Annotated in this window: 16 protein-coding genes; 10 read left to right on the top strand and 6 right to left on the bottom strand. The window is 26.6% G+C overall.

Going from position 1 to position 13,580, the window contains the following annotated elements; translation table 11 throughout:
- Window positions 1-19: 19 nt before the first annotated feature.
- The 3 genes from D9T19_RS08590 to D9T19_RS08600 are packed head-to-tail and all read right to left on the bottom strand — an operon-like array spanning window position 20 to window position 2,649.
- Entirely contained in the window at window positions 20-376 is a 357-nt protein-coding gene (locus D9T19_RS08590; RefSeq protein ID WP_121627827.1) for a diacylglycerol kinase, read from the bottom strand.
- On the bottom strand, window positions 360-1,064 hold the full coding sequence (locus D9T19_RS08595; protein WP_121627828.1) for a phosphatase PAP2 family protein: 705 nt from the start codon (window positions 1,062-1,064) through the stop codon (window positions 360-362). Before D9T19_RS08595 ends, D9T19_RS08590 begins: the two co-directional genes overlap by 17 nt.
- The gene (locus tag D9T19_RS08600) at window positions 1,045-2,649 is read right to left on the bottom strand and encodes a phosphoethanolamine transferase (protein ID WP_121627829.1); all 1,605 of its coding nucleotides are present in this window, start codon (window positions 2,647-2,649) and stop codon (window positions 1,045-1,047) included. The genes D9T19_RS08595 and D9T19_RS08600 overlap by 20 nt, the downstream gene beginning before the upstream one ends.
- A 96-nt stretch (window positions 2,650-2,745) precedes the next feature.
- On the opposite strand from D9T19_RS08600, the gene D9T19_RS08605 reads away from it, so the two are divergent.
- Window positions 2,746-2,907, top strand: a complete 162-nt coding sequence (locus D9T19_RS08605) for a peptide-methionine (S)-S-oxide reductase (RefSeq protein ID WP_121627830.1) — start codon at window positions 2,746-2,748, stop codon at window positions 2,905-2,907.
- Here D9T19_RS08605 and D9T19_RS08610 read toward each other — a convergent pair.
- Entirely contained in the window at window positions 2,904-3,242 is a 339-nt protein-coding gene (locus D9T19_RS08610; RefSeq protein ID WP_121627831.1) for a hypothetical protein, read from the bottom strand. The genes D9T19_RS08605 and D9T19_RS08610 overlap by 4 nt on opposite strands.
- A gap of 196 nt (window positions 3,243-3,438) precedes the next feature.
- On the opposite strand from D9T19_RS08610, the gene D9T19_RS08615 reads away from it, so the two are divergent.
- Complete coding sequence (locus tag D9T19_RS08615) at window positions 3,439-3,759, top strand: MTH1187 family thiamine-binding protein (RefSeq protein WP_121627832.1); 321 nt, start codon at window positions 3,439-3,441, stop codon at window positions 3,757-3,759.
- An 11-nt stretch (window positions 3,760-3,770) separates the two neighbouring features.
- Here D9T19_RS08615 and rnhB read toward each other — a convergent pair whose 3' ends face one another.
- Complete coding sequence (rnhB, locus tag D9T19_RS08620) at window positions 3,771-4,337, bottom strand: ribonuclease HII (RefSeq protein ID WP_121627833.1); 567 nt, start codon at window positions 4,335-4,337, stop codon at window positions 3,771-3,773.
- Window positions 4,338-4,472: 135 nt separating this feature from the next.
- Between rnhB and D9T19_RS08625 the strand changes: the two genes are divergently transcribed.
- The 7 genes from D9T19_RS08625 (at window position 4,473) to mnmE (ending at window position 11,831) form a co-directional block, all read left to right on the top strand.
- On the top strand, window positions 4,473-7,052 hold the full coding sequence (locus D9T19_RS08625; RefSeq protein WP_121627834.1) for an ATP-dependent Clp protease ATP-binding subunit: 2,580 nt from the start codon (window positions 4,473-4,475) through the stop codon (window positions 7,050-7,052).
- A gap of 161 nt (window positions 7,053-7,213) precedes the next feature.
- Window positions 7,214-7,348, top strand: coding sequence for a 50S ribosomal protein L34 (gene rpmH / locus D9T19_RS08630; RefSeq protein ID WP_076087857.1), 135 nt, complete (start codon window positions 7,214-7,216; stop codon window positions 7,346-7,348).
- Entirely contained in the window at window positions 7,336-7,671 is a 336-nt protein-coding gene (rnpA, locus tag D9T19_RS08635; RefSeq protein ID WP_121627835.1) for a ribonuclease P protein component, read from the top strand. The genes rpmH and rnpA overlap by 13 nt, the downstream gene beginning before the upstream one ends.
- Window positions 7,668-8,015 (top strand): membrane protein insertion efficiency factor YidD, encoded by a 348-nt coding sequence (gene yidD / locus D9T19_RS14810; protein ID WP_121627836.1) that lies wholly within the window; start codon window positions 7,668-7,670, stop codon window positions 8,013-8,015. The genes rnpA and yidD overlap by 4 nt, the downstream gene beginning before the upstream one ends.
- Window positions 7,993-9,597: a membrane protein insertase YidC gene (gene yidC / locus D9T19_RS08645; protein WP_121627837.1), complete on the top strand. Its 1,605-nt coding sequence runs from the start codon at window positions 7,993-7,995 to the stop codon at window positions 9,595-9,597. The genes yidD and yidC overlap by 23 nt, the downstream gene beginning before the upstream one ends.
- 9 nt (window positions 9,598-9,606) lie before the next feature.
- Window positions 9,607-10,491, top strand: a complete 885-nt coding sequence (locus tag D9T19_RS08650; RefSeq protein ID WP_121627838.1) for a Jag N-terminal domain-containing protein — start codon at window positions 9,607-9,609, stop codon at window positions 10,489-10,491.
- On the top strand, window positions 10,491-11,831 hold the full coding sequence (gene mnmE, locus D9T19_RS08655; protein ID WP_121627839.1) for a tRNA uridine-5-carboxymethylaminomethyl(34) synthesis GTPase MnmE: 1,341 nt from the start codon (window positions 10,491-10,493) through the stop codon (window positions 11,829-11,831). Before D9T19_RS08650 ends, mnmE begins: the two co-directional genes overlap by 1 nt.
- A gap of 18 nt (window positions 11,832-11,849) precedes the next feature.
- On the opposite strand, the gene D9T19_RS08660 is transcribed toward mnmE, so the two are convergent.
- A complete protein-coding gene (locus D9T19_RS08660; protein WP_121627840.1) occupies window positions 11,850-12,332 on the bottom strand; it encodes a SixA phosphatase family protein in 483 nt (160 codons plus the stop codon).
- A gap of 317 nt (window positions 12,333-12,649) precedes the next feature.
- Between D9T19_RS08660 and htpX the strand changes: the two genes are divergently transcribed.
- The gene (htpX, locus tag D9T19_RS08665; protein WP_121627841.1) at window positions 12,650-13,495 is read left to right on the top strand and encodes a zinc metalloprotease HtpX; all 846 of its coding nucleotides are present in this window, start codon (window positions 12,650-12,652) and stop codon (window positions 13,493-13,495) included.
- The last annotated feature ends 85 nt before the right edge of the window (window positions 13,496-13,580 follow it).

Below are 13,580 nucleotides of genomic sequence, written 5' to 3' on the forward strand. Positions count from 1 at the left end.
CTATTTAGGGTATTTCAAATCATAGATTAAATAAAATAGTACTCCAAGAAACAACAAATATTACAATACTAAAAAATACAGCGGTACTTCCTGCATCTTTAGCACGTCCTGCCATATCATGGTGTTTTAGCGTTACTAAATCTACAACTCTTTCAATTGCACTGTTTAAAGCTTCCATAAGTGGCATAAGCATAAGAGTAATAAACATTATTAGTTTGTTTGTTATTGTTGTATCAATAAAGATGATTATAGGAATTAATAAAATAACTATAAGTAATTCAATTTTAAATGAACTCTCAGTTTTCAGTAAATCTTTTAATCCTTTTAGTGCATATGTTGTATTTTTAAAAAAGTTGTATTTAGGTTGATTTCTCACTTTTGTTTCCTTTATATTTATATATGATTTTAGCAATAATTAAAATTTCAATCCACGCAATAAGCATAGTAATAATTGTATGACTTAAAAAATGATCACCAATTAGCATTTTATATAATCCCATACTCCAAGCTAAAACAAAAGAAAATGAAACAATTAAAATTTTATTCTTTCTCTTTTTAAATAAGAAAAATAAAGATAACAATGCAAAACCACCAGAAGCATGACCAGCAGGCCAGCACTTTGCTTTTTTCTCTTGTACAAAATTTGAAGGATATGAATCAAAAACTTTGATATTTGGATAATTTCCTCCAAAAAATTCAATGTTTTTAGGACATGGAGTATTTGAAACAGCTTTTAATGAACCAATTGTAATAGGAACAATAATAGCAGATAATAAAACAATAATTAAGCCTTTTTTATATTTTTCAATTGTTTTATTTTTTCTTAAGAAAATAAGCATAAAAAGAATTGAAACAGCAAATAATATTAATGCTTTTTTTAATCCATCATAAAGTAAAAACTTTAATATAGGTTCATTTTTATCTAGTATCCATTTTGAAGTATCAAAATTATAAAAATAGTTTTGAATAAATATATCGAGATTTGTTAACTCAAAAAGTGAAATCACCACTATTAATAAAATAGCGGTGATTATAATCTGAAAATTAATCGATTTTTGAGTCATAAAGAATATCCATATCTTTTTTGTAAACTTCACTATTTACTTCAAATAAACCAAGTAAGGTATGAAAAAGGTTATCATGTGAAAACTTTTTATTTGAAATAGATTTTAATTTATTTATATCATAATCATTTCTCATATCACCATCACCCAACCATAAAATAGCTGGAATATGTGTTTGTTCTTCAGGAGCCATAAAATAAGGCATTCCATGTAAATATAGTCCATTTTCACCTAGGCTTTCACCGTGATCACTCATATAAAGCATAGCAGTTTCATGAGTATTAGAATATGGTTTTAAAAAGTTAATAACTTTTGATAAAAAATAATCAGTATACAAAATCGCATTATCATAAGCATTACTAACTTCTTCTTTTGTACAATCTTCTAGTTGATTTGTTTTACAAACGGGAGTAAATTTTTCAAACTCTTTTGGATATCTTTTATAATAAGCAGGTCCATGATTTCCCATTTGGTGTAAGATGATTAATATGTCTTCATTTTTATGTTTTTTAATATATTCATCAAGCCCTACAATCATTCCTTCATCTCTACATTCTCCATTTTCACAGATTGTATTTGTTTTAGGTGTTTTATAATCTTCATAATCAACTCTAAGTGCAACACCTTTTGAAGATGAGTTATTATCTCTCCATAAAATATTTATATCTTTTGTATTTTTTAATACATCAACAATATTATTTGTAGAAACACCTTTTTTATAATCATAATCATCAATATCAAATACTGAAAACATACAAGGAACAGAAACAGCTGTTGAAGTACCACATGAAGACATATTGGAGAAATTTATTATTTCTTCTTTTTTTAATAATGGATTAGTTTCTTTTTCATATCCATTTAAAGAAAATCTATCCGCTCTTGCAGTTTCACCTACAACCATAATAATTAACTCTTTTTTATGATCTTGTTCTTCTATTACCTTTGAATCTTTTCCTATTTCTTTCATAATAATAGGACCAGAACTAGCCGTTTTACTTATATATTTTCCTACACTATACATCCAATAAATAGGATTTACTGTATATCTTAATGGTTTATGCTCTCTAAAAAATGATGCATAAAATTTACTAAAAGATAATATAACTAAGATAATAACAAGTAAAGAAAGAATAAGTGTTTTTACTTTAGAAAATAACTCTTTTTTAAAAGGTTTGTATGAAATCTTCATTTTATATATTAAAAAAGAAGGTATTAATCCTAAAAATATAATATAAGCCAATAATTTTAAACTAAATAAATCAGAGGATTCTGATAAATTTGTTTGAAGAGTATTTCTAATCATTTCAACATCAATGACCAAATGATACGTATCCATAAAATAAGCACAAACAGATGAAACAATAAGTATTAAAATCAAAATAGCTTTTGTTGTATATTTTGAAGAAAAAAGAGTAAATAAAAATACCAATAAAGCATATAAAACAATAGCAATTGAAAGTATATAAATAGCATTCATATTTTCAAAGCCATAATTGCCTAATAGATTTTTAAAAAAAGAGAAATTGAAAAAAAGTGTAAGTAAAAGTGATGTAGTTAAAATTAGTTTTAACTGAGAGATTTTCATTGATAACCTTTGTTTTAGTAAGTTAATTATAATTGTAATTATTTAATAATCAGTTAATAATTAGTAAATGAAAAAAGATGATTAGATGAAAAAGAAATGATTGAAAATGTTATTAAAGAATTAACTAATAAAGGTTTTAAAGTAGCAACATCAGTATATGAGATGGTTCCATTTTATGAAGCTGAAGATTATCATCAAAATTACTATGAAAGACACCAAAAGGTGCCTTATTGTCATAGTTATAGAAAAATATTTTAAACTGTTCCCAAAATATAATAAATAGGTTTTTTATCTAATTGTTGAAGTTTTACATTGTATTTATTTGCCCAATTTGAAACTTCTTCGTGAAATCCTTTTAGAACTTCAGCTGCATCGTTTTCGTCACATTTGATTTTTAAATAGTCTGTTTTATTTGATAATCCAACATATGCATTCATTTTTTTTAAATTGTCATTAAGCGATAAAATGTGTTTTGAAAATTTATCAAAATTATCTGTAGATGAGATCATTCTTTCTGCTTGTTGTAATGATGAATCACTTTTAGAGTAACCAAGTTGAGATAATATTACCTCTGGTGATACAGTTATTTGCATTTATATTCCTTTTTATTTATGTAAGTATATTTTATCAAATTATATTAAAAAATAGTTGAATTTTCATTTTATAATATATACAATATTTTCTTGAAATTTTTATTTAAAACTTATTATATTTATTATAAGGGATTAAAAGACTATAATATTCTGAATTATTTCAGTAGAGTATAAATTATTAATAAAAGGGCATAAAATGAGTGTATTATTAAATATGGCAATGTTTCCATTAGATAATAGTGAAAACAAAAGTAAAAGCAAAGAAGTATCAGAGATTATACAAATTATAAGAGACAGTGGTTTTAAATATCAATTAACATCAATGGCTACGAATATCGAAACAAATACATTACGTCAAGCTTTAGATTTGATTGAGAAGTGTTATAACAAACTAGAAGAAATAGGTTGCAAAAGAGTTTATTCTACATTAACTTTTGATATTAGAAAAGATTGTGATAATAGAATTGAAGGCAAAGTCAAATCAGTTGAAGAACATATTGGGAAAGTATCAAAGTAACTCAAAACAACTTAAAATAAGTTCTTTTGAGTACCAATTTTTTCTTCACCTAAGGCTTTGAGCCTAAAAGTATATCGGTGTTCTTCACACCTTCCAAACTCTTTGATTTTTTCAACATGGGCTTTTGTTCCATAGCCTTTATGTTTGTCAAAATCATAGTTTGGATATTTGGGAGAGATTTCACACATATATCTATCTCGACTAACTTTTGCAAGAATTGAAGCAGCACTTACTTGTTCAACTGTTGCATCAGCTTTTATTTTATGTTGTAAAGTACTTATGCCAAATGAAGTATTTCCATCCATTAGATATTCATCTGCTTTTACATTTTTCATAATTTCTTCAATAGAAGACTTTAAACAATAGCTTAAACCTTTTTCATCAATTTCTTTGGCACTTTTAAATACTATATGATAATCACAAGCTTCAATAATAAGAGGAAATAACTCTTCTCTTTTCTTTTGGCTTAATTTTTTTGAGTCATTTAATCCCTTAACTTCTTTTTTTATGACAACTCCAGCAACAACTAAAGGTCCAGATAAAGGTCCCCGACCTGCCTCATCAATACCACATAACATATAAAATCCTATTTTTTTGTAATAGTATATTATCTTTAATAAAAAGGTGCTTTAAATTTTTTTATTAAAAACACTTGACAAACAAGCACTCAAGGTGCTATAATTTTATTAGCAGTTAAACTAAAGGAGTGCTAAATGAATAAATTATTTGAGAAACTAACAAACCAATTAAGTGAAACGATAGATTCATCTATTGCTTTGGCCTTACATAATAAAAATCAAGAAGTAGAAGTAATCCATTTACTTTGGGCTTTATTAACAAATACAAACTCTGTATTAAACCAATTATTAAATAAAATGAATGTGGATAAAGCAGCAATTGAATTAGAAGCTAAGTCACATGCTTCAAAATTACCAGCAGTATCTTCTGTAACTAAAGAGACTATAAAATTATCAAGAAATGTAGTTAGAAGTATAGAAAAAGCTGAAGGACAAGCAGCGAAACTTGGTGATAAATTTATTGCTATTGATTCATGGCTTATTGCAAATTTTGATTCAAAAGAGTTAAAAGAAGTATTAGGTAAATATATAGATTTAAGAGAAGCCGCAAAAGAGCTTGAAGCTATGAGAGCTGGAAGTACTATTGATAGTGCAAGTAGTGATGATAACTTAGAAGCTTTAAATAAATATGGAATTGATTTAAATAAAATGGCTATTGATGGAGAACTAGATCCCGTAATTGGTAGAGATGAACAAATTACAAGAATGATGCAAATCCTGATTAGAAAAACAAAAAACAATCCTATATTATTAGGAGAACCAGGAACTGGTAAAACAGCAATTGCAGAAGGCTTAGCTCAAAGAATTGTAAATAAAGATGTTCCTACAAGTTTATTAAATAAAAGAGTAGTTACGCTCGATATGAGTTCACTAATAGCAGGAGCAAAATATAGAGGTGAATTTGAAGATAGATTAAAATCTGTAATTGATGAAGTTAAAAAAGCTGGAAATATTATACTTTTTATTGATGAAATTCATACAATAATTGGAGCAGGTGCTTCTGAAGGTTCTATGGATGCAGCAAATATTTTAAAACCAAGTTTAGCACGTGGTGAATTACATACTATTGGGGCAACAACTTTAAAAGAGTATAGAAAGTATTTTGAAAAAGATACAGCAATGCAAAGAAGATTCCAACCTGTAAACGTAGATGAACCAAGTGTTAATGAAGCTTTACAAATTTTAAGAGGTATTAAACAAAAATTAGAAACTCATCATAATGTAACTATTAATGATTCAGCTCTAATAGCAGCAGCAAAATTATCAAATAGATATATAACAGATAGATTTTTACCTGATAAAGCTATAGATTTAATTGATGAAGCAGCAGCAGAGTTAAAAATGCAAATAGAATCAGAACCAACTGTTCTTTCAAAATTAAAAAGAGAAATTCAAACTATTAACGTAGAAAAAGAAGCTCTAAAAATGGAAAAAAGTAAAAAGAATGATGAAAGATTAGAAGAAATAGGAAAAGAGCTTGCAAATTTAAGTGAAGAAAGACAAAATCTTGAAGCAAGATTTGAAAATGAAAAACAAACTTTTAACGCAGCAAGTGATTTAAAAGTAAAAATTGATGAGTTAAGAACAAAAGCAGAACGAGCAAAAAGAGAATCAAAATTTGAAGAAGCAGCTTCTATTGAATATGGAGAAATTCCAAGTTTAGAAGCTAAAATCAAAGAGAATGAAGAAAAATGGAATAGAATGCAAAAAGAAGGAACACTTCTTAGAAATTCTGTTGACGAAGATGCAATAGCAAGTATTGTTTCAAGATGGACTGGAATTCCTGTAAATAAAATGATGGATTCAGAAAAAGAAAAAGTTTTAAAAGTTGAATCAGTATTAAAACAAGATGTAGTAGGGCAAGATGAAGCTTTAAAAGCAATTTCAAGAGCAATTAAAAGAAATAAAGCAGGTTTAAGTGATGATTCACGACCTATTGGTTCATTTATGTTCTTAGGACCTACAGGTGTTGGTAAAACAGAAGCTGCTAAAACTCTTGCTAAATTCTTATTTGATGATCCAAAATCATTACTTAGATTTGATATGAGTGAATATATGGAAAAACACGCAGTTTCAAGATTAATTGGTGCAGCTCCTGGGTATGTTGGATATGATGAGGGTGGACAGTTAACTGAAGCAGTTAGAAGAAAACCTTATTCTGTAATATTATTTGATGAAATTGAAAAAGCTCATCCTGATGTATTTAATATTTTATTACAAGTTCTTGATGATGGAAGATTAACAGATAACAAAGGTGTTACTATTGATTTTAAAAATACTATCATTATTTTAACTTCAAATATCGGAAGTGCTAAGATTATTGAAATTTCTGATAAAGAAGAGCGAAGAAAAGAAGTATTAAATGATTTAAAATCATATTTTAAACCAGAGTTTTTAAATAGACTTGATGATATTGTAATTTTTGAACAATTAAACTTAGAAGCAATTACAAATATTGTAGATATTATGTTTAATACTATAAAAGAAAAATTAGAACAAAAAGATATTCATATTTCTTTAACTGCAAATGCAAAAGCATATGTTGCAAAAGCAGGATTTGACCCCGTTTATGGAGCAAGACCACTTAAAAGAGCAATCTATGAAATTGTTGAAGATAGACTTGCTGATTTAATTCTTGAAGATAAAATAACAGAAGGTTCAAAAGTAGAATTTGATGTAGTAAATGATGAGGTAATTGTAAATATACTTAATTAATAAGTGATTATAATATTGAAGTATAAGTATGCTTTTTATAAGTATGCTTATACTAATTTCATTAAAAAAATAAAAAAATACATAAAACTAAAGAATACTTAAGCTTCATTTAACTATAATCCCCAACTTAATTAGTGAATATACATAGAGGAACTACTAACATGAAAAGAACATATCAACCGCATAACACTCCTAGAAAGAGAACGCATGGTTTTAGAATCAGAATGGCTACTAAAAATGGTAGAAAAGTTATCAAAGCAAGAAGAGCTAAAGGTAGAAAAAGATTAGCTGTTTAAGTAAAAGATATCGACTAAATAGCTCGAGAGATTTTAATAAACTATATAAAAGCGATAAACGATGGCATACGTCATCATTTATCGCTTTTTTTGGTTCTAATAACAACTTACAAGCTGCTTTTGTAACTTCAAAAAAAGTTGGGAATGCTGTTTTAAGAAATAAAGCTAGACGAAGAATGAGAGCTTTATTTGCTACATATGAAAATCAAATCAAATCAGGTAAATATATTTTTGTTGTTAAAAATACAATACATGATAAAAGTTTTTTACAATTAAAAAAAGATTTTGATTTTGCACTAAAAAGACTTGAATTACTAAAATGAAGATAATTTTTAAATACTTAATTAAATTTTATCAAAGGTATTTAAGCGTAATTTCATTTGGATCTTGTAGATATTATCCCACTTGTTCACAATATGCCCTGTGGCAACTTGATAATAATACATTTTTTAAGGCTATTTATTTTACAATAACACGCGTATTAAAATGTAATCAACTTTTTGCTGGAGGAATAGACTATCCAGTAATAAAGTTGAACAAACTTCAAAATGTAAATTTTGAAAAAATCAAAATAATCTACTGGTATGTACCAGCAAAAAACAACAAATATTTTGTAGTTAAAAACCGGGAGTGGAAAGAGAAGAATGAACAATATGAATCAAAATAATGGTATGCAAAAACGAATGTTAATAATGACAGTAGTTGTTTTTGTATTTTTTATTGCTTATGAGTTTTTAGTATTAAAACCGCAGCAAGAAGCTAAAGCAGCACAAGCTAAACAAGAGCAAGTTCAAAAACAAAATAGTGCTCCTGATGTAAATACAACATCAAATAAAATGGTAACAACAGATGTAAATGGAAATTCACTTGTTTCATTATCACCAAAAGCAATTACTAGTTCTGAAATAGTTTCTGTTATTAAAACAGCTAAAAATATAATTGAAATTGATACTTTAGGTAGAGTTGCACAAGTAACTTTAACTCAAGAAAAATATAAAGATGAAGATTTAAATCAAATCAAATTATTTGAAGCTAATCAATTAAGACCATTAGAGGTTAGATTCGCAGATAGAAACTTAAATACAGAAGCTTTTAAAGTTTCAACTATTGCTAGTTCTTCAAGTGTTGATGCAACAACTAGTGTTCAAGAACTAGTGTTAACTCAAACTTTAAGTAATACAGTTTTAACTAAAAAGTTTACTATTTATCCTGATGGACATTATGATTTAAATGTTACTTCTACAAATGATAAACAATTCTTTATTACAAATGGTTTTAGACCAAATGTATTAGCTGATATGTACGCAGTTCATGGTTTTATTGCAAAATTAAATGATAGCACATTAGAAACAATTCATGATGGTGACTTAGAAAATACTAAAGATATTACAGGTGCAAAATTTATCTCTAATTTTGATAGATATTATACAAGTGTTATTTATAATTTTGATAATTCTTTAAATGTTTCTTTAATGCCTGATTCAGAATCTAATGTTCAAGCATTTATTCATGGTGGAAATAATATTAGTTTTTCTGGTTTTATGGGACCTAAAAATCATAGAGATTTAGAAGCTTTAAATCCTGAATTAACTGATGTTATTGATTATGGTTTCTTTACATTTATTGCTAAACCAATGTTCTTATTATTACAGTTTTTACAAGGTTATATTGGAAACTGGGGTTGGACAATTGTTGCATTAACTATTTTAATTAAATTAGTACTTTATCCTTTATCATACAAAGGTATGGTATCTATGCAAAAATTAAAAGATTTAGCACCAAAAATGAAAGATATTCAAGCTAAATATAAAGATGACAAACAAAAACAATCAATGCATATGATGGAATTATATAAAAAACATGGTGCCAACCCAATGGGTGGATGTTTACCATTAATTTTACAAATTCCTGTATTTTTTGCAATCTATAGAGTTTTATTAAATGCAATTGAGTTAAAAGGTGCACCTTGGATGTTCTGGGTACATGATTTAGCTGAAATGGATCCATATTTTGTATTACCTATTTTAATGGGTGCAACTATGTTCTTACAACAAAAAATTACACCAAATACTATGCAAGATGAAATGCAAAAGAAAATATTCCAAATGTTACCAGTTATTTTCACATTCTTCTTCTTATGGTTCCCAGCTGGACTTACATTATACTGGTTCGTGAATAACTTATTTACAATCTCACAACAGTATTATATAAATAAAGTATTTGAAAGAAAAAGAGCTGAGAAACAATAGGGATTTATAATGAAAAAATTTGAAGCTAAATGTTTAGAGGAAGTTTACGAATTAGCTACAGCTGATTTTAAATGTTCAATTACTGAATTAGATATTGATGTTATCCAACAGCCAAGCAAGGGATTCCTTGGCTTTGGAAAAAAAACAGCAATTATAAAAGTTTGTTACAAAAATGATTGTAATAAATATGAAAAGAAATCTACAAAACATACATTTAGAAAAAAAGATATAAATATAGAAGAAGTTTCTACTAGAATTGAAAATTCAAATAAAAATGACCAAAAAGCAAAAAATACTAATAAAACAAAAGAGAAAACTATTTTAAATGAAGTTCCAAAAGATACTTCAAAGAATAAAATATTTGAAAACTTTTATAATGAAGAAAAGACTCAAACTGAAATGTCTTCAATTGTTGTAAAAAAATCTAAAGAAGAAATTATTAATGAAATTAGAATTGGTATAGATTCATTATTTAAAAATACTTGTTATTCAATTGATAATATAAAAATAGATTTTTATGATGAAGAAACATTATATATAGAGTTTACAGGTAAAGATTGTGCTTTATTAATTGGAAAAGAAGGCTATAGATATAAGGCCTTATCTTATATCTTATTTAACTGGATTAATGAAAAATATGGATTAATGTTAAGACTTGAAGTTGCAGAATTTCTTAAAAATCAAGAAGCTTCAATTTATGCATATTTAGAGCCAGTAATTGAAATAATAAAAGAAAAAGGTACTTTTAAAACTAAACCTTTAGATGGTATTTTAGTTCATATTGCACTTAAAAAATTAAGAGAAGAGTTTCCAAATAAATATGTTGCTGTAAAAACAAATGTTAGAGGCGATAAATACGTACTTGTAAATGAGTACAGAAGTAAAGAGCAATAATGTTTGATGATGGTACTATTGTAGCTATTGCTACAGCAAATGGAATAGGCTCAATTTCTATAGTTAGACTTTCAGGAATAAATGCACTAAGTATTGCTTCTAAAATTACAAAAAGAACAAATCTAAAACCAAGACTAGCATCTTTGTCTTCTTTATATAGTGTTGAAGATGAAGTAATTGATGAAGCACTTATTATTTATTTTAAAGCTCCATATTCATTTACAGGTGAAGATGTAGTAGAGTTTCAATGTCACGGTGGTTTTGCAATTGCAAATATGATTGTTAATGAGACACTAAAACTTGGTGCTAGATTTGCCAATCCTGGCGAATTTTCAAAGAGAGCTTTTTTAAATAATAAAATTGATTTAACTAAAGCTGAAGCAATTGCTAAGATAATAGAAGCAAGAAGCGAAGATGCTGTTAAGTTGTTAGCACGACAGTTAAAAGGTGAATTAACTACTTTTGTAAATGATATTAGAGAAGATTTATTATTTATGTTAGCTTATACAGAAGTTTCAATTGATTATGCAGAAGATGATTTACCATCAGATATTTTTGAACAGATTAAAAGTAAGATGGAAAAAATTATTGTAAAACTTACAAATACATTAGAAGCTAGTAAAAGACGTGAAGGAATGATTGAAGGCTTTAAAGTTGCAATCATAGGTAAGCCTAATGTTGGTAAGTCTTCACTTCTTAACAAGCTTTTAAACTATGATAGAGCTATTATTTCAGATATTGCAGGAACAACTAGAGATACTATTGAAGAGTCTGTTAAAATAGGAACTCATATTATTAAAATAGTTGATACAGCAGGTATTAGAGATGCTAGTGATACTATTGAACAAATTGGTATTGAAAAATCAATTGAAGCTATTAATGAATCTGATATTGTAATAGCATTATTTGATAATAGTAAAATTTGTGATAGTGAAGATGAAAAAATTATAGAGTTAATATCTAATAATGAAAAAAGAGAGATTATTAAAGTTATAAATAAATCTGATTTACAAAGTAATTTTGATAAATCATTATTAAGTGACTTTATAGAGTTATCTACTAAAGAAGATATTAATCCACTTATAAAAAAAGTTGAACTTATTTTAGATTCAAACACACATAATGATGAAATGACTTTAGTTTCAAAAAGACAAGTTTTTTCAGTAGAAGAGACTTTGTCTCATATAAAACAATCTATACAACCACTTAATACTGGTGAATTAGAGTTTTTTGCTCATCATATCACAGAAGCATTAGAAAATATTTCTAATATTACAAGACCTTACGATAATGACCAAATGTTAGATGTAATGTTTGGAGAATTTTGTTTAGGTAAATAAAAGTATTTATACTTTTATTTACTTATCTGGATAAATATAAGAAACTAATCTAGCATTTTCTTTTGAAATGTCAATCCATGAATTACAATCAAATTCTATTTCCATAATTCCACCTATTTGAAACTTTTCTTTAAAATCAACTAATGTAATTGCTAAAGCTGTTAATGATGGATTATGACCAATTAATATCATATTTTCTACAGTATCAAATGTATATGAAATAGTTTCAAGTAATTCATTTACAAATGCCATATACAAAACTTCATTATACATAATTGATTTATTGTAATCTAATACATCAGCAAATATTTCAGCTGTTTGTTTTGTCCTAAGTGCTGGACTTGATACAATTAAATCTGTCTTTTCAATTTTATTAGAGAGTTGTATAGCCATTTTCTTAGCTTCATCTAAACCTTGTTGACTTAATTCTCTATCATAATCATCTTGACCTGATTTTGCTTCTGCTTTATTTGTATGTCTTACAATATATAATTTTTTCATATTAAATCTCTTTATAGTTAGTAACCTTGATTTTAAATGAAAAAACCTTTTTTTATTATAAAAGATAAAAACTATTCTAGATAATCAATTGCAGTGTGTAATTTTTACAAGTTTTCATCAGAAAAATTAACAATTATTTTATTATTTACAAATAATAACATCTATTTTTTCTTTTTTAATATATTCTCTTAAAAATATTTATTTTATAGTTTAATATTTGTATAATACTAAAAAAATTAAAGTTAATAGAATTGTAATATAATTTATAATTATATTTACAAAAAATTTATCGTATAAAATAAATAAAAGGAAAAATTATGGAACAAGCAAAAACAGTATTTTTACTAACATCATTAACAGTGTTATTTGTATTTATTGGATTCTCTTTTGGTGGAACTTCAGGTATGCTAATTGCTTTTTTATTAGCAGGAGGAATGAATTTTTATGTATATTATTATTCGGATGAACAAGTTTTAAAACATTATAATGCAACACCTCTAGAAGATAAGCGTCATAGAGTTTATCAAATTACACAAAAACTTGTTAAAAAAGCAGGTTTACCAATGCCAAAGGTTTATTTAATAGCTGATCATACACCAAATGCTTTTGCTACAGGAAGAAATTATGAACATGCAGCAGTTGCTGTTACTACAGGTTTATATGAGATGTTAAATGAAAAAGAACTTGAAGGTGTAATTGCTCACGAATTATCACATATTAAACATTATGATATTTTAATTGGAACTATTGCAGCTGTATTTGCAGGAGCTATTGCGATGATTGCAAATATGATGCAATTTGGTGCAATGTTTGGAAATAATAGACAAAACTCAAATCCTATTATGATGATTATAATGGCTATTCTTTTGCCCTTGGCAGCTTCCATTATTCAAATGACTGTAAGTAGAAGTAGAGAGTTTATGGCTGATGAAGGATCTGCTAGAATGACTGGAAATCCTGCTGCTTTACAAAGTGCATTATCTAAGTTGGAAAATTATGCAAGAAGTGGTCATCAAATACATAATGCAACAGAAGAAACAGCGCATATGTTTATTATTAATCCATTTTCAGGCTTAAAATCAACATTTGGTTCATTATTTAGAACACATCCAACAACAGAAGATAGAATAGCAAGACTTGAAGAATTAAAAGAAGAACTTTAATAATAGATATAAATAAAAATTAGACATAAAAAAAGCAACCCTTGACCAAAGAGTTGCTTAAGAATTTGATTATATATAAAAGTGG

The sequence above is a fragment of the Poseidonibacter antarcticus genome, assembly GCF_003667345.1.
Taxonomy (GTDB): Bacteria; Campylobacterota; Campylobacteria; order Campylobacterales; family Arcobacteraceae; genus Poseidonibacter; species Poseidonibacter antarcticus.

Coding starts and splice junctions, on each gene's coding strand:
- yidC (WP_121627837.1), top strand. CDS start 7,993: ATGAACAATATGAATCAAAATAATGGTATGCAAAAACGAATGTTAATA.
- mnmE (WP_121627839.1), top strand. CDS start 10,491: ATGTTTGATGATGGTACTATTGTAGCTATTGCTACAGCAAATGGAATA.
- rnhB (WP_121627833.1), bottom strand. CDS start 4,337: ATGTTATGTGGTATTGATGAGGCAGGTCGGGGACCTTTATCTGGACCT.
- D9T19_RS08615 (WP_121627832.1), top strand. CDS start 3,439: ATGAGTGTATTATTAAATATGGCAATGTTTCCATTAGATAATAGTGAA.
- D9T19_RS08610 (WP_121627831.1), bottom strand. CDS start 3,242: ATGCAAATAACTGTATCACCAGAGGTAATATTATCTCAACTTGGTTAC.
- D9T19_RS08605 (WP_121627830.1), top strand. CDS start 2,746: ATGATTGAAAATGTTATTAAAGAATTAACTAATAAAGGTTTTAAAGTA.
- htpX (WP_121627841.1), top strand. CDS start 12,650: ATGGAACAAGCAAAAACAGTATTTTTACTAACATCATTAACAGTGTTA.
- yidD (WP_121627836.1), top strand. CDS start 7,668: ATGAAGATAATTTTTAAATACTTAATTAAATTTTATCAAAGGTATTTA.
- D9T19_RS08595 (WP_121627828.1), bottom strand. CDS start 1,064: ATGACTCAAAAATCGATTAATTTTCAGATTATAATCACCGCTATTTTA.
- D9T19_RS08660 (WP_121627840.1), bottom strand. CDS start 12,332: ATGAAAAAATTATATATTGTAAGACATACAAATAAAGCAGAAGCAAAA.
- rpmH (WP_076087857.1), top strand. CDS start 7,214: ATGAAAAGAACATATCAACCGCATAACACTCCTAGAAAGAGAACGCAT.
- D9T19_RS08600 (WP_121627829.1), bottom strand. CDS start 2,649: ATGAAAATCTCTCAGTTAAAACTAATTTTAACTACATCACTTTTACTT.
- D9T19_RS08625 (WP_121627834.1), top strand. CDS start 4,473: ATGAATAAATTATTTGAGAAACTAACAAACCAATTAAGTGAAACGATA.
- D9T19_RS08650 (WP_121627838.1), top strand. CDS start 9,607: ATGAAAAAATTTGAAGCTAAATGTTTAGAGGAAGTTTACGAATTAGCT.